The sequence below is a fragment of the Stenotrophomonas sp. STEN063 genome (genome assembly GCF_056854515.1).
In genome coordinates this window covers 54,012-75,098 of record NZ_JBXFWF010000012.1, presented here as the reverse complement: position 1 = coordinate 75,098, position 21,087 = coordinate 54,012, and the positions used below count along the sequence as shown (strand labels likewise).

The window sequence follows — 21,087 nt, the reverse complement described above, 5'->3', positions numbered from 1 at the left end:
AAAATCATTTTTATTTTTTTTGGCTGCTTTTGTGGGGGTGGTTAAATCTGTTTTATTATATTGCTTTTTTGGGATGGTCACTACACCCCCTCCCTTTGCCGCAGGCAAGGGGAGGGTTGGGGAGGGGTCGCTCCTGCCCCTCGCCGAGCATGGCTCGGCACTACCGATCTAGGCCAGCGCCTTGTTCAACGTATACGTGCCATGCACCGACGCCTCGGCCAGCACATGGCCCTGCATGGCGCGATACACATCGGCAGCAGTGAACGCACCATCGACGGGCAGACGCTCGACGTCCAGCGCGAAAAGCCGGAAGAAATAGCGGTGCAGGCGTTCGTCATTGAATGGCGGGTATGGGCCGTCGTAACCCAGGTACGTGCCACTCATCTGCGCATTGCCGGCAAACCAGCCCGTGTAATCGTTGATGCCCTGGCGCGCACCGGCCGGGCCAGCCGGCTGCGTCTTGCCGTGCGCGGTGAAGCCATCACTGCAGCTGCCGGCAGCGATCTCGCGCAGGTCCGCGGGAACATCCACCATCACCCAATGCACGAAGTCGGCGCGCGGCTGGTCCAACGGAATGCTGACGTCCTCACGGCCCACCAGCTCGGCCACCGTCGGCACATCCGGGTCCACGCAGATCAGCGCGAACGAACGCGTGCCAGACGGCACATCGCTCCACGCCAGCTGCGGATTGCGATTGCCGGCGAAGCCGTTGGCATCACCGGCGGCAAACTCGGCTGCGATCGGCTGTCCGTTCTGAAAACTCTGACTGTCCAGTTTCATGATTGTTCCTTGATCAGGCTTCGGGATAGCCCAGGCGCACCGCGACCGGGGTCAACACTGCAAATTCGGATGCCAGCACCTGTGCGTAATTGCGCCAGTGACCCGCCGGTACGGTGCCCGGGCCAAGGCTGCGCACGACCGGGAAACGCAGGCCGAAGGCCTGTTCCAGCAATGCGCCCATCGCTGCCGGATCATTCACCGCGTCGTCGGTGCGGATGATCATGTGCGTGTACAGATCCTGCTCATGCAGCAGCGCGACCTGCGCCAGCGCGCGTGCCAGCCACTGCGCGGCCTCGCTGGACGAAGTCAGTGCCAACGGCGCCGGCGCACCCAGTGCCAGCCACTCGACCAGCATGTCGCGCGGATCGCGCAGGGCAATGACCAGACGGCCTTCCGGCAGCTGCGGGCGCAGCGCCCACAGCAGCGCGTTGTCCCACCACAGCAGCCAGTCGATCACGTTGCCGTCCTCGATCCCACGCGCAGGCAGCGCGTCGCGCCACTGCTGCACCAGTTGCTCGGGGCTGAGCTCGTCGTTGGCCAGGCGCTGCAGGGTCAGGAAGTTCTGGAAGGCATCCACGGGCGGTGTCGGCCCGAAGCGGTCACCACGCAGCACGCGGCTGCCGGCTGCCATCACCGTGGCCACACGCTCCACGCCCGAACCCGGCGCGCCCCACAGGAACATCGGCCGCACCGGGTTGTCGTCGGCGACCTCACCCAACGCTGGCCATTCGGCCGGTGCGCGCGCCTGCTGCGGCAACGGCAGGCGGGTAGGTGCCAGTTCCGCATGCACCTGCAACCAGGTTGCCAGTGCACCGGCGCGGTCGCCAGCGCGATCCTGGGTGGCGCCCAGCCAGGTGCGCACGGCCGCACGCGCCTGCTCGGGCGCGTTGTCCACCAGCCGCTGCACGTGCGTAACCGCTGCGCCCGGCTCGCGCTGCAGCAGTGCTTCGACAATGCGCTGCTCGCCACTGACCCGGCCCGGCTCCAGTGCAACGATATGCCGAGCGATTGCTTCTGCCTCTTCGGCCTGATCGTTCATGTCATGCAGGCTCATCCGTGCTTCCAGCGCCGGCAGATGCTCGGGCATCTGTGCCAACCAGCGCTCGACCACGTCCACCGCTTCTTCGCTGCCGACCTGGGCAACCGCCAGACGCGCCATCCATAGGTCGTGGAACTGCGGGTTCGCCTGCACCGCGGCGTCCAGTTCACTGCGGGCCTCCTCGTCGCGGCCCAGGCGCTGCCAGGCCATCAACAGCATCTGCAGCGTGGCACGGTCGCCCGGCACCTGCTGCAGCAACGGGCGCAGGTGCTCCAGCGCCTGCAGCGGTTGGCCGGACACCAGTTCCAGTTCACCGGCCATGCGACGCAGACCCGGGGTATCGCCCTCCGCCGTGGCCAGCACTTCGCGCATCATCTCCGCGGCGCGGTCGGCGTGGCCCTGACGCAAGGCCAACTGCACCACCATGCCGCGCAGCGCGTTGTTGCTGGGGTTCAATTCGACCACGCGGCGGAACGCCTGTTCGGCGAAGGCCAGCATGTCTTTTTCCAGGTAAGCGAAGCCAAGTGCATACAGCACGCGGACGTCCTCCGGCAGCCTTGCACTGGCGGCTGACAGGATGGCCAGCGCACGATCAGCGTCACCGCGGCGCAGTGCGACCAAGCCTTCGATCGCGCCCAGCTCAGCGCTGTCCGGATCCACGCGCGCGGCCATGCGGCCCAGACGGTCAGCCTCGTCGACATCGCCACGGCCCAGCGCCAGGTGCGCCTGCATCAGGTAGGCGGAGAATTCGTTGGGATTGAGCGAGGTGCTGCGGTCCAGCGCCTGGCCGGCGGCATCGATCTGGCGCTGCGCCAGCAGCAGGCCGGCGTGCTGCAGGTGCAGGGCGGCATCATCCGGGGCCAGGCCCAGGGCCGTTTCCAGGCTGCGCTGGGCGTGTTCCAGCTGGCCTTGCTGCTGCAGTGCCAGCGCCAGCCAGCGGTGGGCGGCGGCGTGCTGTGGTTCGGCGCCAACCCATGCCTGGGCCAGGGTCACGGCCTCGTCGGTGGCATTACGGCGCAGGGCTTCAATGATCTTGTCTTGCATGGCGGTCCAGCGTTAGCGCAAACCCGCATTGTAGCGGGCGCAGCCGCGCCCGCCGGGTTCAGGCGACGGCGGCGGCCAGATGCTGCGCCACCCAGCGCTCGGAGAAACCATCACCACGCAGGTTCTCGATGAAGCCGCAGTGGCCACCCCAGCGCGCGATCTCCAGATGCGCATCGGCCGGCAGCTGCCAGTGATCGAAGGTGGTGAAGGGGATCACCGGGTCATCGGCGGCCATCAGGATGTGGGCCGGCACCTGCAACGCGGCCAGCTTGTTGCCGGCAATGGAGTAACCGTCGAAGTACTCCTGCAGCGAGCCGAAATCGGTATGCCGGTCGACCAGCCAACCGGTCAGTGCGCGGATATCCAGCTTCAACACGCTGTCGTCGCAGTCGGCCAGCTCGGGGAACAGCGCGCGCTTGCGGCGCAACGAACCGGTCCATTTGCGGCGGAAATACCAGTCGTACATCACCGGTCCGCGCTCGATGCTGTCCATGGTGATGGCCGGATCCAGTACCGGGCATACCGATGCCACGTGCAGCAGCGGCACGCCGGCGGCAGGCGCGTGCAGGGCCAGCCGCAGCACGAAGTTGCCGCCCAGCGAATAGCCCGCGGCGACCATCGGCAGGCCGGCAAAGCGCTGCGCGACATCCGCGGCGGCGTTGACCACTTCGCCGATGCGGCAGGAGTGGAAGATGCCCGGATTGAGATGGTGGGTATTGCCGTGGTCGCGGAAGTTCAACCGCACCACGTCAAAACCCTGCTCCAGCAGGCGTGCAGTGGTCATGCGCATGTAGCTGGATTCCGCGCTGCCCTCCCAGCCATGCAGCAGCAACGCCAGCGCCTTGGGCGGAGCGCCCTGGGGACGACTGTGCCAGGCCTGCAGGCGCACCCCTTCACCGCCATCCAGGATCAGTTCCTGGGTCTGCGCCCCGCTGGCGGCCAACAGCTGTTGCCCGCGTCGCAGCCGCAGCCGGCTCGATGCCAGCATCGACTGCAGGTGCGGATTACGCAGCCAGCGCGGCGGCTGGTAGTTGCAGGCGCTCAGCATGACCGACCCGGTTGGCGTTGACTGCCCAACACAGCGCTGGCCGTGATCCACACCTTACGGTCCTTCCATCACCGCCACGATGCGCGCGCGCGAGGTCTCGGCGATACGCCGGCGGCCTTCCAGATCCTGGATGGCGATGGGCTCGAGGAAATGCACCTCGCCACGCCGTGCCGGCTCACCCAGCAGACGCAGGAAGTTGCCGGCGAAGCTCTCGCCCGGCCCGAACGCCACCGTGGTCTGCGCGTCGCCGCGCACGCCGTAACGCAGTGCGATCGGCTGCACCGGCACCCCGGCCTCGACCGCCGCCTGGAAGATACGTGCGTGGAACGGGCCGACTTCGCGGCCGCCGCGGGTGCGCCCTTCCGGGAACACCGCCACCGGCCGTTGTTCCTGCAGCCGCTTGACCATTTCCTCCATCACCCCGCCCAGCGATTCGGTGTTGCCACGCTGGTGGAAGATGGTGTGGCCACGGCTGGCGACCCAGCCAACCACCGGCCAGCTGGCGATCTCGCGCTTGGCGACGAAGCCGACCATCTTCTGGCTGTGGATCACGCAGATATCGACCCAACCCACATGGTTGGCGACGAACAGCACCGCACCGGGCAGGGGTTGGCCGACCCGCTGCAGGCGGAAGCCGAAGATCCACATCAGGCCACCCGACCACCAGCGCACCACCCGCTCTTCCAGCGGGTTGCTGGCGGGGCCGATACGCCCCAACGGCTGCGTCATCAGCAGCAGGATCAGCGGCAGGAACAGGACAATGTGAACCAGTAGCAGCGGGGCGCGGTACAAGTAGCGGAACACGCGGGCCACACCGCCCTGGCGGGCGGGACGGGGGGAAGTCATCCGCGCACGATACCGGATGCGGTCCAGCTTCCGCCAGCACGGGGACCATGCCCCCTTGGCATTCACACGGACGCCGCCAAAGGGTGCGCCGTGCCACACTATCGACAGGAAGTACCGGTCGGCTCGGGTTTTCAGGGTACGCCGGCAACATTCCCGGCATGAAGTGTGTACAACAACACTATCGTTCAGGGGGACGGCATGATGGACCGGCAGCTGCTGTCATCGACAGAAGACATGCTGCATTTGTTCTCGGCGGCATTGGAGCAGATCGGCAATGGCGTGATCCTGTTCGACGACGCCAACACCATTCTGTACGTCAACCAAGCCATGGAAGCCATTTCCGGCTGGTCACGCGCCGAACTGCAGGGCAAGAACCTGGGTACCCTGGCTCCGGCCAGCATGCGCGAGCGCTACAACACCCGCCTGTACCCGGGTACCAGCAACCGTGTGGAGGAGCTGGTTGCCGATCCGCATGACATCCAGATGATCCGCAAGGACCAGAGCACCTGCTGGATCAGCGTCACCCTGTCACAGATCGCCGACGGCGAGCGCAACATCCGCATGGTGCTGGTCAGCGACGTCACGGCGCGCCGCCAGGCGCAGGCACGCGAGCGCCTGCTGTCACTGGGCTTTGATGAGACCCAGAGCGCAGTGCTGATCACCGATGCCGAAGGCCGCATCGTGCATCTGAACAAGGGCTTCCGGCGCCTGTTCGGCTTCCTCGAGGCCGAGGCGATGGGCCAGTACGTGCCGTCACTGTTGGCACCGGACAGCTTTTCGCCCGAGCAGTTGAACGCCTATACCGCGCGATTGCTGGCAGGGCAGCCGATCCGCGCCGACGAGCGGCTTTACCGCAAGAACGGGCAGCCCCTATGGTGCTCGGTCAGCACCAATCCCATCTTCGATGACTACGGCACCCTGGTGAACCTGGTCATCGTGCTGATGGACATCACCCGCACCAAGGTGCACGAAGTCCTGCAGCACAAGATGCTCGATGCGATGGTGCGCGAGGTCCCCACCGCCGAGGTGATGCAGATGATGTGCCTGGAGGTGGAGAAGATCGCCCCGCAGGTGCTGTGCTCGGTGCTGCGGGTCGAAGACGGGCGGCTGCGCCACCTGGCCGCGCCCAGCCTGCCCGAGCCCTACATCCGGCTGGTGGACGGCGTGCCAGTGGGCCCCAAGACCGGCGCCTGCGGCACCGCCGCCCACAGCGGCCAGACCGTGGTCAGCCGCGACATCGCCACCGACCCGAACTGGGAAGGCATCAGCCACCTGGCCCTGCAACACGGCCTGGCGGCCTGCTGGTCCACCCCGATCAAGGCCAACGATGGCCGCGTGCTCGGCACCTTCGCCTTCTACTACCGGCAGCCCTACGATCCAGACAGCTTCCACCATCGTCTGGTCGAAGTGATCGTGCACCTGTGCGCGCTGGCACTCGAGCGCGAGGAGGCGCGCAACCGGATCCGCCGGTTGGCGTTCTACGACGACCTCACCGGCCTGCCCAACCGCAGCCTGCTGCACGCCCAGGCCGACCAGGCCATCACCGCCGCCAACCATCACGGGCAGACAATGGCGGTGATGTTCATCGATCTGGATCGCTTCAAGCAGATCAACGACTCCTTCGGCCACCCCGGCGGCGACGAACTGCTGCGCACGATGGCGCGCCGCCTACAGGAAGAAACCGGGCCGATGGACATCGTCGGCCGGCTCTCCGGTGACGAGTTCGTGGTGATCCTCAACCGCTGCGACATACCCACGGCCAGTGAGCGCAGCGAACGCATCCTGCGTACGCTGGGCCTGCCACTGGCGCTGGGCGACCTGGAAATCCGGCCCTCGGCCAGCATCGGCATCAGCATCTTTCCGCATGACGGCAACAACATGGATTCGCTGCTGCACCATGCCGATGTCGCCATGTACCAGGCAAAACACAACGGCCGCAACCGGGTGCGGTTCTACAGCAGCGAGATGGACGAGTGCGCGCAGGAGCGCATGGCGCTGGAAGCGGCCCTGCGCGAAGCGCTTGAACAAGGCCAACTGCAGCTGCACTACCAGCCGCAGATCGAAATCCACAGCGGCCAGCTGCACAGCGTCGAGGCGCTGGCACGCTGGCAGCATCCACGCCTGGGCAGCGTGCCGCCAATACGCTTCATCCCCTTGGCCGAGGAGGCAGGGCTGATCGGCGACCTCGGCCAATGGGCATTGCGCGAAGCCTGCCGGCAACTGGGCCGCTGGCGTCGGGACGGCCTGGATGTGCCGTCGGTGTCGGTGAACCTGTCGCCGACCAATTTCCACAGCGCAGCCTTGCCGGACTGCATCAGCCAGATCCTGCAGCAGGAATCACTGCGTGCCAGTGACCTGATCCTGGAGATCACCGAGGACGTATTGCTTGATGGTGACCCGATCACCCTGCAGACGCTGCGGCAGGTGCATGCACTTGGCGTGCGGCTGTCGATGGACGACTTCGGCACCGGCTATTCCAGCCTCAGTTACCTGCGCCAGCTGCCAATCAGCGAACTCAAGCTGGACCGCAGCTTCGTGCGCGGTATTGAAGGCGACAAGGTGGCCAGCGCGCTGACCCAGGCCATCGCCCATATCGGCCAGAGCCTGCAGCTGAAGGTGGTGGCGGAAGGTGTCGAAAGCCTGGAGCAACTGAAGCTGCTGGGCGCGCAGGGTTACGAGGTCGCGCAGGGTTTTCATTTCACCCCGGCCTTGCCGGCGCCTGCATTGGCGGAATGGGTGCGCGAGCACCTGCCGGTGGCGGTGTTGGCTTAGTTGAAGGTTGCTGTGGTGCGGGTGCGGAAGCAACAGCAACAGCAACAGCAGCAACAGCAAGAGCTACCCCTCCCCGGCCCTCCCCTTCGCTGCGCGAAAGGGAGGGGGCGCAGCGTTACCCCCTCCCTTTGCCGCAGGCAAGGGGAGGGTTGGGGAGGGGTGCTTCTCAGCTCTCAGCTCTCAGCTCTCAGCTCTCAGCTCTCAGCTCTTGGCTCTTGGCTCTCAGCACCAAGCCCCGACCAATCACCCAACCGCCACAACCGCCAGGGTCAGCCGCGAAATACACACCGGCTTGCCGGCCTCGTCCTCGATGCGGATCTCCCACACCTGGGTGGTACGGCCCACATGCAGCGCGCGCGCGGTACCGGTGACCACGCCGCTGCGCGCCGCACGCAGGTGGTTGGCATTGATCTCCAGGCCGACACATACCTGCTGGGTCGGGTCCACGCAGAGGTTGCCTGCGCTGCTGCCCAGCGTCTCCGCCAGCACCACCGAAGCGCCGCCGTGCAACAAGCCATACGGTTGCTTGGTGCGCGCGTCCACCGGCATCGTCGCCTGCAGCCAGTCATCACCGGCGGCGGTGAAGACGATGCCCAGATGATCGATCAGCGTGTTGCGGCTCAGCGCGTTGACCAGCGTCAGGTCAACCGGCGCGCGGAATACTTGGCTCATTGCAGCTACCTGTTGGGGAATGGAAGGCTCAGAGAATGGGGACCAACCCCGCGCCGAACGCGGTCAGCATGCGCACCAGCACCCACTTGGGGCCGACATTCACTTCCGGGAAGTCACCCACCGCGGTGTAGCAGCTGTGGAAGCGCGGATCCTGCCGGGTCAGCGGCTGCGGGCAGTCCGGGCCCGGCTTGAAGGCGTAGTCGGTCGCATAGCGCCAGGGCCAGAAATCCAGGATCGGCAAGGCTTCGGAGGCCTTGCCAATGCTGTAGTTCAGGCCGGACAGCACCGGTGGCTTCTCGCGCGGCGCCACCACCCAGGAGTTGTCCGGATGCACGTCGCGCAGGATGCTCTGCGCCAGCTGCTCGGCAAAGGCCGGATCTTCGATGATCACCGCGCCTTCGGTGTTGTAGTTCTCACTGCGCGGATCGAAGTTGTGGGTGCCGATCACTCCGATGCGACGGTCCACCACCAGCGACTTGGCGTGCAAGCCCATGCGCGCACCGCGGCGGGTCACCGGCAGTGGCCGGTTGACCGCACGCGTGCCCAGGAACGATGGCCGGGTCTCGGTACGCAGCACCTCACGCTCGACCTCGCTGCCGTCGGCGCTCAACCGGCGCCCCGAGCCACTGCCGCGCACATTGCTGCCAGCCGCACTGCCGCCGATCACCCGACTGCGTGTTGGTGCTGGCGCAGGCGGCTCACCGTCCAGCGGCGCCGGCAACAGCTGCGCATAGTCGATCGGCGCATCCAGCGGGAACGGCTTGTATTCGTAGATGTTGAAGCCCAGCTCGCGCATGTTGCGGCGCTTGTACTTGTAGGACAGCGCATAGACGATGGGATTGTCGGTGGCTGCCAGACTGTTGGTCGACACCACCACCCGCGGCGGTGCTTCGCGCTTGCGCAGGTTCTTGAACAGCGCCTGCGCGGGCTTGGACAGCACCAGGTAGGGCGTCTGCAACAACACCTCGGTTTGTGCCTGCGAGATCAACGCGTCCAGCCGTGGCTCGGTCACATGCTGACCATTGAGCGGCTGTGCCTCTCGTTCACGACGGTGCTTGCGCGGCAGGTCGGCGACATAGCTGACCGCACTCACCGGCAGCGCGGTGTCAACAAACGCCTGTTCGATGAACTCCGGGTCCGATGCCTCGGCATTCACCCGCGCAATCCGTTCCGGGCGCCGGAATGCAGCCTCCGGCAAGGCCGGCACGCCCTCGTTCAACAAGGTCTTGCCGACGTCGTTCAAGCGCTCGGCCGGGACACTGCGACGCGCCACCCAGAAGGCCTGGAAATTGGCCGCCATCTCACGCGCCTCCGGTCCGGCCACCACCACGTCGCGGTCGCGGAAGTTGTACTCGCTGTCCCAGTCGTAATAGTCGTCCTGGTAGTTGCGGCCACCGACCACGCCGATCACATCGTCGATCACCAGCAGCTTGTTGTGCATGCGCTGGTTGAAGCGGCGGAAACAGCACAGCACGCTGCCGGCATAGTCGAAGTAATTGAGCTTGGCCTTGCCGAACGCCGGGTTGTAGACGCGCAGTTCGAAATTGGCGTGCGCACCGGACAAGGCCCCGAGCATCTGCAGGTCGGAGATCGCCGAGAGCTGGTCGATCAGTACCCGTACCTTGACCCCACGGCGGGCAGCGGCCAGCAGTTCGTCGATCACTAGCCGTGCGCTGTCGTCGGTGTCGAAGATGTAGGTCTGCAGGTCCACGCTGCGGGTGGCGCTGCGGATCAGGTTCAGCCGCGCTATCAGCGACAGTTCGCCCTCATCGAGGATGGTGGCGTAGTGGCGGGGTGCCTCCACCGTCGATTCGGCGATGGCTTTGCCGCCGAGCGCACGCAGCGGCGAATCCAGCGCACAGCGGTCGGGCTGGTCGCAGTCCACCACGGTGGAACGCGCGGCCACGGCAATGCCTTCGGCACGCTCACGCTGCTGATTGGACAGCGAAGCACAACCGCTGGCCAGCAGCAGCGCCAGCACCGGCAGGATACGAAGGACAGCTTTCACTTTTTGGGGGCGCCAACCAGGCGTGTACGCAGTACGAATATCACTCGATCACTCAGGGCCATCTGCCAGCTATCCATGCCATATCGGCCGCGCAGGATGGTACCGCGGCTGACGAGGTCGCAATCATAGCCGGGCCGCGCGCATTCAGGCTTTGCCAGGCGCATCACCTCGGGCCGGCTGATGCCACGGATCGACAAGCGCCCCTGCACGTCGCCGCCGGTTTCGGTCAACCGCGGGTCATAGGGGTCGGAATCGAATTCCACCACCGGGTAGCGCGCCGCATCAAAGAAGTCCTCGCCGCGCATCCAGCCGGTATAGCGGGGCTTGTCGGGGATCTCCACATATTCGCTGTACATGCGCAGCCGCACCTGGTGGCGGCCATCGGGCAGCACCGTGATCCAGCCCTCGAAGCGCGGAAAGACACCCTCCACCTTCTGCCCGAAGCGGGTACGTATTTCAAAGCCAAACCGGGAGTGCGCCGTGTCGAAATGCAATGGCTCGGCCGCAAGGGCCGAGCCAGCGAACATCAACAGGATCAGCAGCAGCCCATACCGCGCCACCGCCATGGGCTCAGGGCCACCAGAATTCAGTCAGCCGGGCAATGCCAGGCTCTATCGCCGCCTCCATCGGCAGTGACAGCACCGCCACCGATGCCGGCGGCATGCCACGGTAATCGCCGGACTGGCCGCTGTGCATCAACGCCACCAGCTGCTCCAGCCCCGGGTTGTGGCCGACCACCAGCAGGCGCTCGACTTCCTTGTGTTCGTCCAGCAGGGCCGCCAGGGTGCCGGGTACGGCATCGTAGATCCGCTCTTCCAGACGCTGTTCGACGTAGCCGGTACGCTCCAGCACTGCTTCCAGGGTCTCGCGGGTGCGCCGCGCCGGCGAGCACAGCACCCGGTCCGGCACCAGTTTGTGTTCCTGTAACCAACGGCCGGCCGCCTCGGCCTCGGCCAGGCCATGCGGTGAGAGGGGCCGGTCGAGATCGGCTTGGCCATTGGCCGCCGGTTCGGCATGGGCATGTCGCAGCAGGATCAATTCACGCATGGTCGGTTAATACTCCTGATCAGACCTTGTTCAACCACTTGAGCAGCGGCTCCCAGTCCTGCTGGTGCTCGCGTACCTGTGCAGAGTGATAGTCGAACAGGCTGCGCCCAAGCCCGACCATCACCACATAACTCTGGCTGTCGCGCAGCTGCGCGACCACCTCATACGGCCATTCGGCCAGCATCTGCCGGGCCTGTTGCGAGGTCTGCGTCCACGGCTTGGTGCGGTTGAGCACCAGCCCCACCGGCAGCGCCCGCGAATGGATGCGCTTGATCCTGGACAGGCTGTTGAGGAAGCCGACGATGGCCTCGATGTCCAGCGCCGAGGGCAGCACCGGCACCACCACCGCATCGGCGATGTCGATGAAGCGCTCCAGGTCCTCGCCATAGGCACCGGCCGGGGCATCGATGATGACCTGCTCGGCGCCATCGGGAATCAGCTTTTCCCAGTTCTTCTTGCGGTGCACGTCCACCGGCAGCACCGCGCTCTCCAGGCTGGAGCGGCGTTGCGCCCAGCGGGTGCTGGAACCCTGCGGGTCGGCATCGGCGATCACCGTTGCCTGGCCGGACAAGGCCGAGTGTGCGGCCAGATGGGTAGCGATGGTGGTCTTGCCGACACCGCCCTTGGAGCCGGCTACCAGAATCGTCTTCATGCACGCCTCGTTTTCGCGGGACTTGCCCGCAGCGTACACCGGCCTGCGTTACCAAAGGTAGTCATCCGGTGAGGACGCCACTCCGGCAAGGCCTGTGGCTTTGTTATCGTGTCGCCCCCGGCATTGGAACCACCATGAGCGAGCTGCAGGACCTGACCGCACTGATCCGCGCCAACACGCCGCTGATCGTCATCGAAACGCAGGACGAGACCCGCATCGTGGGCCTGTTCCGCGAAGCCTTGATGCATGTGTGGCGGTCCTTGTACCGCTGGTCGATCACCGAGGGCCTGCGCCGCATCGACATGGACCGCGAGGACGAGGCGGTCGGCCCGCCTGATGCCAGCGCGGCCCTGCGCATGATCCAGGAGGCCGACCAGCGCGGCATCTACCTGCTGCTCGATTTCCACCCCTACCTGGGCTACGCCAGCCACCAGCGGCTGCTGCGCGACATCATCCAGCGCCGCCACAGCCAGCCGCACGTGGTGGTGCTGGTCGGCGCCAAGGTCGAGCTGCCAGCCGAGCTGGAAGCGCTGGCGACGCGCTTCAACCCACGCCTGCCCGATGCCAACGCACTGCTGAAGATGCTGCGCGAGGAAGCGGCAAGCTATGCCCAGGAGAACGGCGGGCGACGGGTCGAGGTGGACCAGGAAGCGGTGCAGCAGATCCTGCGCAACCTGCGCGGGCTGAGCATGACTGACGCCCGCCGCATCGCCCGCCAGCTGATCTTCGCCGACGGCGCGCTGAAAGCCGATGACCTGCCGCAGCTGGCCAAGCTCAAGTTCGAGCTGCTCAACCGCAGCGGCCACCTGCATTACGAATACGACTCGGCCCGTTTCAGCGACGTGGCCGGCGCGCGCCGGCTCAAGCGCTGGATCGAGCAGCGCCGCGCGGTCTTCGTCTCCGGCAACGCCCCGCCCGGGCTGGACCCGCCCAAGGGCATGCTGCTGCTCGGCGTGCAGGGCTGCGGCAAGTCGATGCTGGCCAAGGCCACCGCCGCCGGCTTCGACGTACCGCTGCTGCGGCTGGATTTCGGCACGCTGTACAACAAATACCATGGCGAGACCGAGAAGAACCTGCGTGACGCGCTGGCCTCGGCCGAGCAGCTCGCGCCCTGCGTGCTGTGGATAGACGAGGTCGAGAAGGGGCTAGCCAGCAGTGGCGAAGACGGCGGCGTGTCGCGTCGCGTGCTTGGCTACCTGCTGACCTGGATGGCCGAGCGCAAGGCACCGGTGTTCATCGTCGCCACCGCCAACCAGGTGCAGGAGCTGCCAGCCGAACTGCTGCGCAAGGGTCGTTTCGATGAAATCTTCTTCGTCGACCTGCCCTCGCCCGACACCCGCGTCGAGCTGCTGCACCTGCATCTGCTGCGCCGCCAGCTGCAGCCAGACCTGTTCGCCCTGCCCGCCCTTGCCGCCGCCAGCGAAGGTTTCTCCGGTGCCGAAATCGAACAAGCAGTGGTCGCCGGCCTGTACGCCGCCCATGCCGAGCAGAAGCCGCTGGACACCGAGCTGCTGATGGCCGAGATCCGCAACACACGACCACTGTCGGTGCTGATGGCCGAGCAGGTGCAGTCGCTGCGCGACTGGGCGCGCGAACGCACCGTGCCGGCGGATTGAGGTCGCTCGAAGACGCAATCACTGTTGTACGGGTAGTGCCGAGCCATGCTCGGCAGAAGCTTTCCCAGCCAAAGCAAAAACACCCCTCCCCAACCCTCCCCTTCGCCATGCGAAAGGGAGGGCACAAGCGGTAGTGCCGAGCCATGCTCGGCAGGGGCTTTCCCAGCCAAGGCAAAAGCACCCCTCCCAACCCTCCCCTTCGCCATCCGAAAGGGAGGGCGCAAGCGGATCAGCTGGCTGGCGCCACCGGCGGCGCTACCCATCCAGCTGGCGGCAGCAAGGGCTCACCCTGATGCTGCAGCAATCTGCGCATTGCCGGGATCTCGCCTTCTTCGCCAAACCAGCGCATATAGACCTGCGGCTCAACGGTCGATGCTTTGTGCGCGGGGTCGTTGTTGTTCAAGAGTGTGGAGCTCTGCATCTGCAGCCAATCGAGTTGACGCACTCGCTCAGCCAGATTCCTGGCTGCCTCTGGCTGCGCCTCAAACCTCGCCAACCGTTGCACGCCGGCCTTTGCCATCAACATCGTGTCGCTGCCAGCCATGCGCTGTAGCAGCTTGCGACACTGCTGGCGCTGATGGATACCGGACTCATCCGCTGGGCACAACGACAGCGCCGCTTTCAGCTCCGGCTGCCACATGCCAGCGGCAATGCTGAAAAGCGTCACCACCCGCTCATGTTCTGCATACGAGCCATTGTTGGCCTGTTGCCATTGCAGCGCCCGCTGTGGCTGCACAACAGGCCAGGCCATGCCGGTGGTCGCTGCGTCCAGCAAACGTATGATCGAAGGAAACTGATCGTCGTAACGTGGCGCGTCCAAGGCGCGCTGCCTGGCCTGGTCGGCACCGGCCTGATCTCCACGCTGCTGCGCCCAACGCATCAACAATAACTGTGCGTCAGCACCATCTTCAGCCTGTAACGTCGCCACCGCTTTCTCCACCGCGCAATCGCCGCCATCAAGGCAGCGACGCACGGCGGTAGCGGCTATCAACGGCTCATCGCTGCCCTTGGCGATGGCTTCCAGCAACCAGCGCTCCGCTTCCGGCGCGGGCTTCAACTGACCGGTCTGCAGATCGAGTGAAATCGGCGCCAATCCAGCGGCGGCATACAGCTTCAGTGGTTCACCTGTGACTGCCAGCTTGCGTGCCTGCTCCATCCGCGCCTGATTCTGCGCCTGTACGTGCACCAACAGCTCTTCAGGAGCAACGCCATCCTGGTCATCCGCAGCATCCTGTGCACTCGCGCTTGCTGTAATCGCGCATAGCAGCAGTGCCCACATTCCCTGTTTACGCATGCCAGTTTCCCTCCAAGAGCATCAAGCTTTGCAGCGCAGACTCAAACCAGCCGATCCAGTACCCACACCCAAGCCGGCAGGGTAATCAACGACAACACAATGCCATAACCCACCATCGCCGCTGCCAAGCGCGGTGCCAGCCGGTGTGAAATGGCCAGCGCAGCGGCGGTGATCATTGTCGGCATCGCGGTTTCCAGCACATTGACCCGCAGCATCTCGCCCTGCAGACCGAATGCCCACGACAGCGGCAACGCGGCGGCCGGCAGTACCAGCAGCTTGAGCAGCAGGCCCACGCCCAGCGGCGCCAGTTCAGCGCGCGACAAGCGCAGCTGGATGGTCAGGCCCACCGCCAGCATCACCAGCGGCAGCATCGCGTCGGATACGTTCTTCAATGCCCCGGCAATCCATGTCGGTGGCGATGCAGGCATCGCCAGCAGGGCGAAGATCAGTGCCCACAGCGGTGGGAAGCGGGCGATGCGCAGCAGGATCTGGCCGGTGCTGGGCGGGGTATCGCCGCTATAGCGGGCCAGCACATACAGGCCGAACGTCGACAGCATCACGAAGGTACCGAACTGATCGTAGACCACCGCATACGGCAGGGCGTGGTCACCCAGCAGCGCGCGCACCATCGGGTAGCCGATGAAGCTGGAGTTGCACAGCGCCACGCACAGCAGCAGCACCGCATGTACCTGCCGCTCGAAACCGAATACGCGAGTGGCCAGGCTTACCAGGGCGAGCGTCAGCAGCATCAACAGCCATGGCGTGAGCATGATGCCGATCAACGAGGCATCCAGCTGCAGGCGCGGTACATAGGTGAGCACCGCTGCCGGCAGGCAGATGTACAGCACCACCTTGTTGAGCACGTCGGCGGCGTTGTCCGGGAATACCCGGAAGCGTGCGAATACCATGCCCAGCGCGAGCATGGTCAGGATCAGTGCGAAAGCGTCGAATGCCATGGTGCAAGCATGCGCCGGGCCGCCCCGCAGGGGGAATCAGCGCCGGCTCAAAGTCTCCTGTTACGGCATCCGCAGTGACGCGGATGCCGGCCTACGGGTGCCGCATTACGGCCACGCCGGCGGATTGGCCGCCCACGCCTGCTGTACCTGGGCCAGCTGCGTGCGTTCGGCGTCATTCCAGGACGGCAGCAGCTGCGCATACGCCGCGGTATCGCTCCATTGCCCCGGCTCGGTGCGCACGGCGGCCGCATACCAGGCCACGGCTTCGTCCTTGCGCTCCAGTTTCCACAGCACCAACGCCAGCGTCGGCGGTAGCCACGACGGATTGCCACGGGTGCTTTCGGCGGCCTTGCTCCACAGGTTCAACGCGTCCTGCGCATCGCCGCGGCGGTACAGATCCCAGCCGTGGTTCCAACGCAGGCTACGGGCCTGTACGGAGGTATCCGCCACGGCGCCCATGGCCTCGTCATACAGCTTGCCACCCAGCTCGGTACGTCCATCGCGGTAAGCGATGCTGGCCAACTGCGCGGTAGCTTCCACGCCCTTGCGGCCGCGCTCGCGCAGCTTCATCAGCTGATCGACCACATCCGCCTGTTCAGGCGGCACGACATGGAACGGCTTGGCCGCCACATCGTCATCGAAATAGAACTCGTTGATCTTCGGCAGGCTCTGTGCCTGAACATTTGCAACAAACAAGCCCGCCAGCAGCAGCGCGCCAGCGACCATGCGCTTTGTAACCCCCATGACTGCAATCCCCATCAAACAGTTATCCCCCACCTGGCCCCGATCCTAACCGCTCCGGGCGCTACGCGCGACGGGTTACAGGGTGATGAAAGCCCCGCTGCTACAATCCGCGGCTGCCACCGGTCCGTCGGTCGGCACCTGCCAGCCGTTTCCGCAATGGGCCAGCCATGACCAGTACCGCCGAACTTACCTCGCCTGCCTCCGCCAACGATCCGCTGATCGGCGTGCGTGACTCCGATTACACCCTGGATCACAAATACACGCGCACCGATGGCCGCATCTACCTGAGCGGCGTGCAGGCCTTGGTACGCCTGCCCTTGATGCAGCAGCAGCGCGACGCCGCGGCCGGACTGAATACCGGCGGCTTCGTCAGCGGTTACCGCGGCTCGCCGCTGGGCGGCTTCGACCTGGAGCTGTGGCGCGCGCGCAAGCACCTGGAAGCGGCCAAGGTGAAGTTCGTGCCAGGCCTCAACGAGGACCTGGGCGCGACCATGGTCTGGGGCACGCAGCAGACCAACCTGTTCCCCGGTGCCAAGGTCGATGGCGTGTTCGGCATGTGGTACGGCAAGGGCCCGGGCGTGGACCGCTGCGGTGACGTGTTCAAGCACGCCAACGCCGCCGGCGCCTCGAAGCATGGTGGCGTGCTGGCGCTGGCCGCCGACGACCATGCCTGCCGCAGCTCCACCCTGCCCCACGGCAGCGAGGAAGAATTCGTCAGCGCGATGATGCCGGTGCTGAACCCGGCCGGCGTGCAGGACATCCTCGACATGGGCCTGGTCGGCTGGGCGATGAGCCGCTACACCGGCCGCTGGATCGGCTTCAAGACGATTGCCGAGACGGTGGAATCCTCGGCCTCGGTGGACGTCAACCCGTTCGCCCGCCAGATCATCCTGCCGGAAGATTTCGACATGCCCGCCGCCGGCCTCAACATCCGCTGGCCGGACCCGCCGATGGAGCAGGAAATGCGCCTGCACCGTTATGCGGTGAAGGCGGCGCAGGCCTTCGCCCGCGCCAACGGCATCGACAAGGTGGTGATGGACTCGCCGCAGGCGCGGCTGGGCATCGTCACCACCGGCAAGAGCTACCTGGACGTGCTGCAGGCGCTGGAATACCTGGGCCTGGACGAAAAGGCCTGCGCCGACATCGGCATCCGCGTCTACAAGGTAGGCATGACCTGGCCGCTGGAGCCGCAGGGCATTGGCGAATTTTCCCGCGGCCTGCAAGACATCGTGGTGGTGGAGGAGAAGAAGGCCTTCATCGAGCGGCAGATGAAGGAATACTTCTACAACTGGCCGGCCAACTGGGGCCCACGCCCGTCCATCGTCGGCAAGTACGACGAACAAGGCGAGTGGATCCTGCCGTCCACTGGCGAGCTGACCCCGGCGACGATTGCCGGCGTGATCGGCCGTCGCATCCAGCGTTTCTTCAACACCGAGTCGATCGAAGAACGCCTGCGCTGGATGGACGTCAAGGAAGCCGAGATGGCGCTGCCGCGCGCACAGTTCCCGCGCGTGCCGCACTACTGCTCCGGCTGCCCGCACAACACCTCCACCAAGGTGCCGGAGGGCTCGCGTGCGCTGGCCGGCATCGGCTGCCATTACATGGTGACGTGGATGGACCGCGACACCGACACCTTCACCCACATGGGCGGCGAAGGCGTCACCTGGGCGGGCCAAGCCGCGTTCACCGACACCGAGCACGTGTTCCAGAACCTCGGCGACGGCACCTATTTCCACAGCGGCTCGCTGGCGATCCGCCAGGCCATCGCCGCTGGCGTCAACATCACCTACAAGATCCTCTACAACGATGCGGTGGCGATGACCGGCGGCCAGCCGGTGGACGGCACCCTGACCGTGCCGCAGATCGCCCACCAGATGCGTTCGGAAGGCGTGCACACCATCGTGCTGCTGTCCGACGACATCAACAAGTGGAAGTCACGTCGTCACGAATTCCCGGCCGATGTGGAATACCACGACCGCGCCGAGCTCGACGCCGTGCAGCAGCAGCTGCGCACGGTGAAGGGCACCAGCATCCTGATCTACGAACAGACCTGTGCCACCGAGAAGCGCCGCCGCCGCAAGCGCGGCAAGATCGTCGACCCGGCCAAGCGCACTATGATCAACTCGCTGGTCTGCGAAGGCTGCGGTGACTGCGGCGAGAAGAGCTTCTGCGTGTCGGTGCTGCCGAAGGAAACCGAATTTGGGCGCAAGCGCGACATCGACCAGTCCAACTGCAACAAGGATTTCACCTGCACGACGGGCTTCTGCCCGAGCTTCGTCACCGTGCACGGCGGCCAGCTGCGCAAGGGCAGCAAGAGTGGCTCCGCCAGCCTGCTCGACAACCTGCCGGCGCCGACTTTCCGCACCGATTTCTCGCAGCCCTGGAACATCCTGATCACCGGCGTCGGCGGCACCGGCGTGGTGACCATCGGCGCGCTGCTCGGCATGGCCGGCCACCTCGAAGGCAAGGGCGCCAGCGTGCTCGACCAGACCGGTCTGGCGCAGAAGGGCGGCGCAGTCACCACCCATATCCGCATCGCCAACACCCCTGCCGACATCCACGCGGTGCGCATCGCCGCCGGTGAAGCCGACCTGGTGCTGGGCTGCGACATGGTCGTGGTCAACGACTATTGGGCGCTGTCCAAGGTGCGCGGCGAGCGCTCGCAGGTGGTGTTGAACACCTACGAAGCGATGCCGGGTACTTTCACCACGCATCCAGACATGCAGTTCCCGGCCGCCGACATCATTGCCGGGGTGAAACTGGCACTGGGCGGTCGCGACCCGATTCTGCTCGACGCCACCCAGCTGGCCACCGCCCTGCTCGGCGACGCGATTGCCTCCAACCTGTTCATCCTCGGCTTCGCCTGGCAGCAGGGGCTGGTGCCGCTGTCGCTGGAATCGCTGATGCGTGCGGTGGAGCTCAATGGCGCCGCCGTGACCATGAACCAGACCGCGTTCGCCTGGGGCCGCCTGGCCGCGATCGATCCGCAGGCCGTGCAGCAAGCCGCAGGCCTGGTGCGAAACGCGCCGACCGATGCCGAGCGCAAGCCGGCCGCGCTGCGCGAACTGCCGCCCGGCGAATGGGAAGGCAACGAGGCCGGCGCACCGTCGGCACCGCGCAACCCGGGCAACGAGCCGGATATCCGCGGCCTGCCCGCCGCCAGCCAGACCAGTGGTGAAGCCGCGTTCGCATCGCTGGACGACGCACACCTGTCGCGTTCGCTGGACGAGTTGATCGCCCGCCGCAGCAGCTTCCTCACCGATTACCAGGATGCCGCTTACGCTAATCGCTATCGCACGCTGATCGATGCCGTGCGCAAGGCGGAACAACAAGCGATCCCGGGCAGCACCGCATTGAGCGAAGCCGCCGCGCGCTACTTCTTCAAGCTGATGGCCTACAAGGACGAGTACGAGGTAGCCCGCCTGTACACCAGCGGCGACTTCGCCAAGCGCGTGGCAGAGAAGTTCGAAGGCGACTACCAGGTGCGTTTCCACCTTGCCCCGCCGCTGTTCGCCAAGCGCGACGAACAGGGCCAGCTGCAGAAAAGGGAATACGGCCCGTGGATGTTCAAGGCCTTCGGCCTGCTGGCCAAGTTCAAGGGCCTGCGCGGTGGCCGCTTCGACGTATTCGGTTACACCGAGGAACGCCGCGGCGAGCGTCAGTTGATTGCTGACTACGAAAAGACTCTGCAGGAACTGATCGGCTCGTTGGATGCACGTCGCCTGACGTTGGCGGTGGATATCGCCAGCATCCCCGAGCACATCCGCGGCTACGGCCACGTCAAGGAAGCGCACCTGCATGATGCCAAGGCGCGCGAGGCGACGCTGCTGGCAACGTGGCGCAACCCGAAGGCGCTGCACATCGTGCAGGCGGCCTGAACAGGCAACAGATAGGTTGCCTCTGCGCCATGCAACCTATCGGTTGCATGGCACGGCCTGAGCTTCAACGTCCACGTTGAAGCTGTAGGTCGTTACCGACTGAACTCGCGTCAGCGGATCTCGAAGTCCATGGACACAAGTGAGGGCCGCGCTTGCCCGCCAAGCTGTGCTGGCGTCCATTGAACAGAAAGAATCACCTGCTTCTCCTGGTCGGTCAGCCCCAATCAGGAGGGATGGGAAACGATGGCGTCCTGCGGCTTGCCCGTCTCGTCCAGGACAACCACGACGCAGGTCAGGCTGCTGCCGGAGCGCATCCAAATGCTGCGCGGGAACTGGGGCAGTTTCTCTACTGGCTTCGGTTCCACATCTGCGGTTTCACCAATCACGTGATCGGGAAGCAGCTTCTGGATTTCGGCCAGGAGGGGGGCTTTTTCGCAGGAGCGGATGGGGCGGTCGCGGGCTAGAGCGCTGGTTGATGTCAACATAAGTGCCGCAGCAACCACGATCTTGAGCATATGACCTAACCTTCCGATAGTTGGAATCCGTTGTATCCATTATGGGATGAGTTCGGAAGCACGGGGAGCCTATTCAATGTCCACTTTCGGCCAGAAGTGGAAGTTGATCCCCACCGAATAGCGATCTCCGGATCGGCCGAGCTAAAGCAGTCGCTACGTCAGTTGGGGTAGATTCT

Annotated in this window: 16 protein-coding genes; 3 read left to right on the top strand and 13 right to left on the bottom strand. The window is 65.4% G+C overall.

All coding sequences use genetic code 11. The features are described from left to right. Positions 1-168: 168 nt before the first annotated feature. From AC1VWL_RS05295 to AC1VWL_RS05280, 4 genes are read right to left on the bottom strand one after another with little or no spacing between them, the layout of a single operon-like run. Positions 169-780: a YbhB/YbcL family Raf kinase inhibitor-like protein gene (locus AC1VWL_RS05295; RefSeq protein WP_482986013.1), complete on the bottom strand. Its 612-nt coding sequence runs from the start codon at positions 778-780 to the stop codon at positions 169-171. Positions 781-793: 13 nt separating this feature from the next. Continuing rightward, positions 794-2,863: a tetratricopeptide repeat protein gene (locus tag AC1VWL_RS05290; protein WP_482986012.1), complete on the bottom strand. Its 2,070-nt coding sequence runs from the start codon at positions 2,861-2,863 to the stop codon at positions 794-796. 58 nt (positions 2,864-2,921) lie between these two features. Further along, entirely contained in the window at positions 2,922-3,908 is a 987-nt protein-coding gene (locus tag AC1VWL_RS05285; RefSeq protein WP_481615515.1) for a YheT family hydrolase, read from the bottom strand. 57 nt (positions 3,909-3,965) lie between these two features. Further along, positions 3,966-4,757, bottom strand: coding sequence for a lysophospholipid acyltransferase family protein (locus tag AC1VWL_RS05280; RefSeq protein ID WP_296252745.1), 792 nt, complete (start codon positions 4,755-4,757; stop codon positions 3,966-3,968). A gap of 201 nt (positions 4,758-4,958) precedes the next feature. On the opposite strand from AC1VWL_RS05280, the gene AC1VWL_RS05275 reads away from it, so the two are divergent. Continuing rightward, positions 4,959-7,529: an EAL domain-containing protein gene (locus AC1VWL_RS05275; protein ID WP_482986011.1), complete on the top strand. Its 2,571-nt coding sequence runs from the start codon at positions 4,959-4,961 to the stop codon at positions 7,527-7,529. Positions 7,530-7,772: 243 nt separating this feature from the next. Here the strand turns inward: AC1VWL_RS05275 and AC1VWL_RS05270 are convergent, their stop codons facing one another. Genes AC1VWL_RS05270 through AC1VWL_RS05250 form a run of 5 tightly spaced genes read right to left on the bottom strand, consistent with a single transcriptional unit; the run spans position 7,773 to position 11,908 of the window. Continuing rightward, a complete protein-coding gene (locus AC1VWL_RS05270) occupies positions 7,773-8,201 on the bottom strand; it encodes a hotdog fold thioesterase (RefSeq protein WP_296252749.1) in 429 nt (142 codons plus the stop codon). Positions 8,202-8,229: 28 nt separating this feature from the next. Continuing rightward, a complete protein-coding gene (locus AC1VWL_RS05265) occupies positions 8,230-10,209 on the bottom strand; it encodes a phospholipase D family protein (RefSeq protein WP_482986010.1) in 1,980 nt (659 codons plus the stop codon). Then, positions 10,206-10,775 (bottom strand): YceI family protein, encoded by a 570-nt coding sequence (locus AC1VWL_RS05260; RefSeq protein ID WP_482986009.1) that lies wholly within the window; start codon positions 10,773-10,775, stop codon positions 10,206-10,208. The genes AC1VWL_RS05265 and AC1VWL_RS05260 overlap by 4 nt, the downstream gene beginning before the upstream one ends. Positions 10,776-10,779: 4 nt before the next feature. Further along, positions 10,780-11,256 (bottom strand): SixA phosphatase family protein, encoded by a 477-nt coding sequence (locus AC1VWL_RS05255; RefSeq protein WP_282269588.1) that lies wholly within the window; start codon positions 11,254-11,256, stop codon positions 10,780-10,782. A 19-nt stretch (positions 11,257-11,275) separates the two neighbouring features. After that, on the bottom strand, positions 11,276-11,908 hold the full coding sequence (locus AC1VWL_RS05250) for a ParA family protein (protein WP_282269590.1): 633 nt from the start codon (positions 11,906-11,908) through the stop codon (positions 11,276-11,278). 134 nt (positions 11,909-12,042) lie between these two features. Between AC1VWL_RS05250 and AC1VWL_RS05245 the strand changes: the two genes are divergently transcribed. Then, complete coding sequence (locus AC1VWL_RS05245; RefSeq protein WP_482986008.1) at positions 12,043-13,524, top strand: AAA family ATPase; 1,482 nt, start codon at positions 12,043-12,045, stop codon at positions 13,522-13,524. A gap of 229 nt (positions 13,525-13,753) precedes the next feature. Here AC1VWL_RS05245 and AC1VWL_RS05240 read toward each other — a convergent pair whose 3' ends face one another. The 3 genes from AC1VWL_RS05240 to AC1VWL_RS05230 form a co-directional block, all read right to left on the bottom strand. Further along, positions 13,754-14,818 (bottom strand): hypothetical protein, encoded by a 1,065-nt coding sequence (locus tag AC1VWL_RS05240; RefSeq protein WP_482986007.1) that lies wholly within the window; start codon positions 14,816-14,818, stop codon positions 13,754-13,756. A gap of 41 nt (positions 14,819-14,859) precedes the next feature. Further along, positions 14,860-15,774 carry an AEC family transporter gene (locus AC1VWL_RS05235; RefSeq protein ID WP_482986006.1) on the bottom strand — a complete coding sequence of 305 codons (915 nt, stop codon included), beginning with the start codon at positions 15,772-15,774 and terminating at the stop codon, positions 14,860-14,862. A 105-nt stretch (positions 15,775-15,879) separates the two neighbouring features. Further along, positions 15,880-16,518: a tetratricopeptide repeat protein gene (locus AC1VWL_RS05230; protein WP_482986005.1), complete on the bottom strand. Its 639-nt coding sequence runs from the start codon at positions 16,516-16,518 to the stop codon at positions 15,880-15,882. Between the two features lie 167 nt (positions 16,519-16,685). On the opposite strand from AC1VWL_RS05230, the gene AC1VWL_RS05225 reads away from it, so the two are divergent. Continuing rightward, on the top strand, positions 16,686-20,396 hold the full coding sequence (locus AC1VWL_RS05225; RefSeq protein WP_482986004.1) for an indolepyruvate ferredoxin oxidoreductase family protein: 3,711 nt from the start codon (positions 16,686-16,688) through the stop codon (positions 20,394-20,396). A 224-nt stretch (positions 20,397-20,620) separates the two neighbouring features. Here AC1VWL_RS05225 and AC1VWL_RS05220 read toward each other — a convergent pair whose 3' ends face one another. Then, positions 20,621-20,911, bottom strand: a complete 291-nt coding sequence (locus AC1VWL_RS05220; RefSeq protein ID WP_482986003.1) for a hypothetical protein — start codon at positions 20,909-20,911, stop codon at positions 20,621-20,623. Positions 20,912-21,087: the final 176 nt, after the last annotated feature.

What these genes read in the sequence shown, in the direction of transcription:
- AC1VWL_RS05295 (WP_482986013.1), bottom strand. Translation starts at nt 780, where the DNA reads ATGAAACTGGACAGTCAGAGTTTTCAGAACGGACAGCCGATCGCAGCC.
- AC1VWL_RS05290 (WP_482986012.1), bottom strand. Translation starts at nt 2,863, where the DNA reads ATGCAAGACAAGATCATTGAAGCCCTGCGCCGTAATGCCACCGACGAG.
- AC1VWL_RS05280 (WP_296252745.1), bottom strand. Translation starts at nt 4,757, where the DNA reads ATGACTTCCCCCCGTCCCGCCCGCCAGGGCGGTGTGGCCCGCGTGTTC.
- AC1VWL_RS05275 (WP_482986011.1), top strand. Translation starts at nt 4,959, where the DNA reads ATGGACCGGCAGCTGCTGTCATCGACAGAAGACATGCTGCATTTGTTC.
- AC1VWL_RS05270 (WP_296252749.1), bottom strand. Translation starts at nt 8,201, where the DNA reads ATGAGCCAAGTATTCCGCGCGCCGGTTGACCTGACGCTGGTCAACGCG.
- AC1VWL_RS05260 (WP_482986009.1), bottom strand. Translation starts at nt 10,775, where the DNA reads ATGGCGGTGGCGCGGTATGGGCTGCTGCTGATCCTGTTGATGTTCGCT.
- AC1VWL_RS05255 (WP_282269588.1), bottom strand. Translation starts at nt 11,256, where the DNA reads ATGCGTGAATTGATCCTGCTGCGACATGCCCATGCCGAACCGGCGGCC.
- AC1VWL_RS05250 (WP_282269590.1), bottom strand. Translation starts at nt 11,908, where the DNA reads ATGAAGACGATTCTGGTAGCCGGCTCCAAGGGCGGTGTCGGCAAGACC.
- AC1VWL_RS05245 (WP_482986008.1), top strand. Translation starts at nt 12,043, where the DNA reads ATGAGCGAGCTGCAGGACCTGACCGCACTGATCCGCGCCAACACGCCG.
- AC1VWL_RS05240 (WP_482986007.1), bottom strand. Translation starts at nt 14,818, where the DNA reads ATGCGTAAACAGGGAATGTGGGCACTGCTGCTATGCGCGATTACAGCA.
- AC1VWL_RS05235 (WP_482986006.1), bottom strand. Translation starts at nt 15,774, where the DNA reads ATGGCATTCGACGCTTTCGCACTGATCCTGACCATGCTCGCGCTGGGC.
- AC1VWL_RS05230 (WP_482986005.1), bottom strand. Translation starts at nt 16,518, where the DNA reads ATGGGGGTTACAAAGCGCATGGTCGCTGGCGCGCTGCTGCTGGCGGGC.
- AC1VWL_RS05225 (WP_482986004.1), top strand. Translation starts at nt 16,686, where the DNA reads ATGACCAGTACCGCCGAACTTACCTCGCCTGCCTCCGCCAACGATCCG.
- AC1VWL_RS05220 (WP_482986003.1), bottom strand. Translation starts at nt 20,911, where the DNA reads ATGCTCAAGATCGTGGTTGCTGCGGCACTTATGTTGACATCAACCAGC.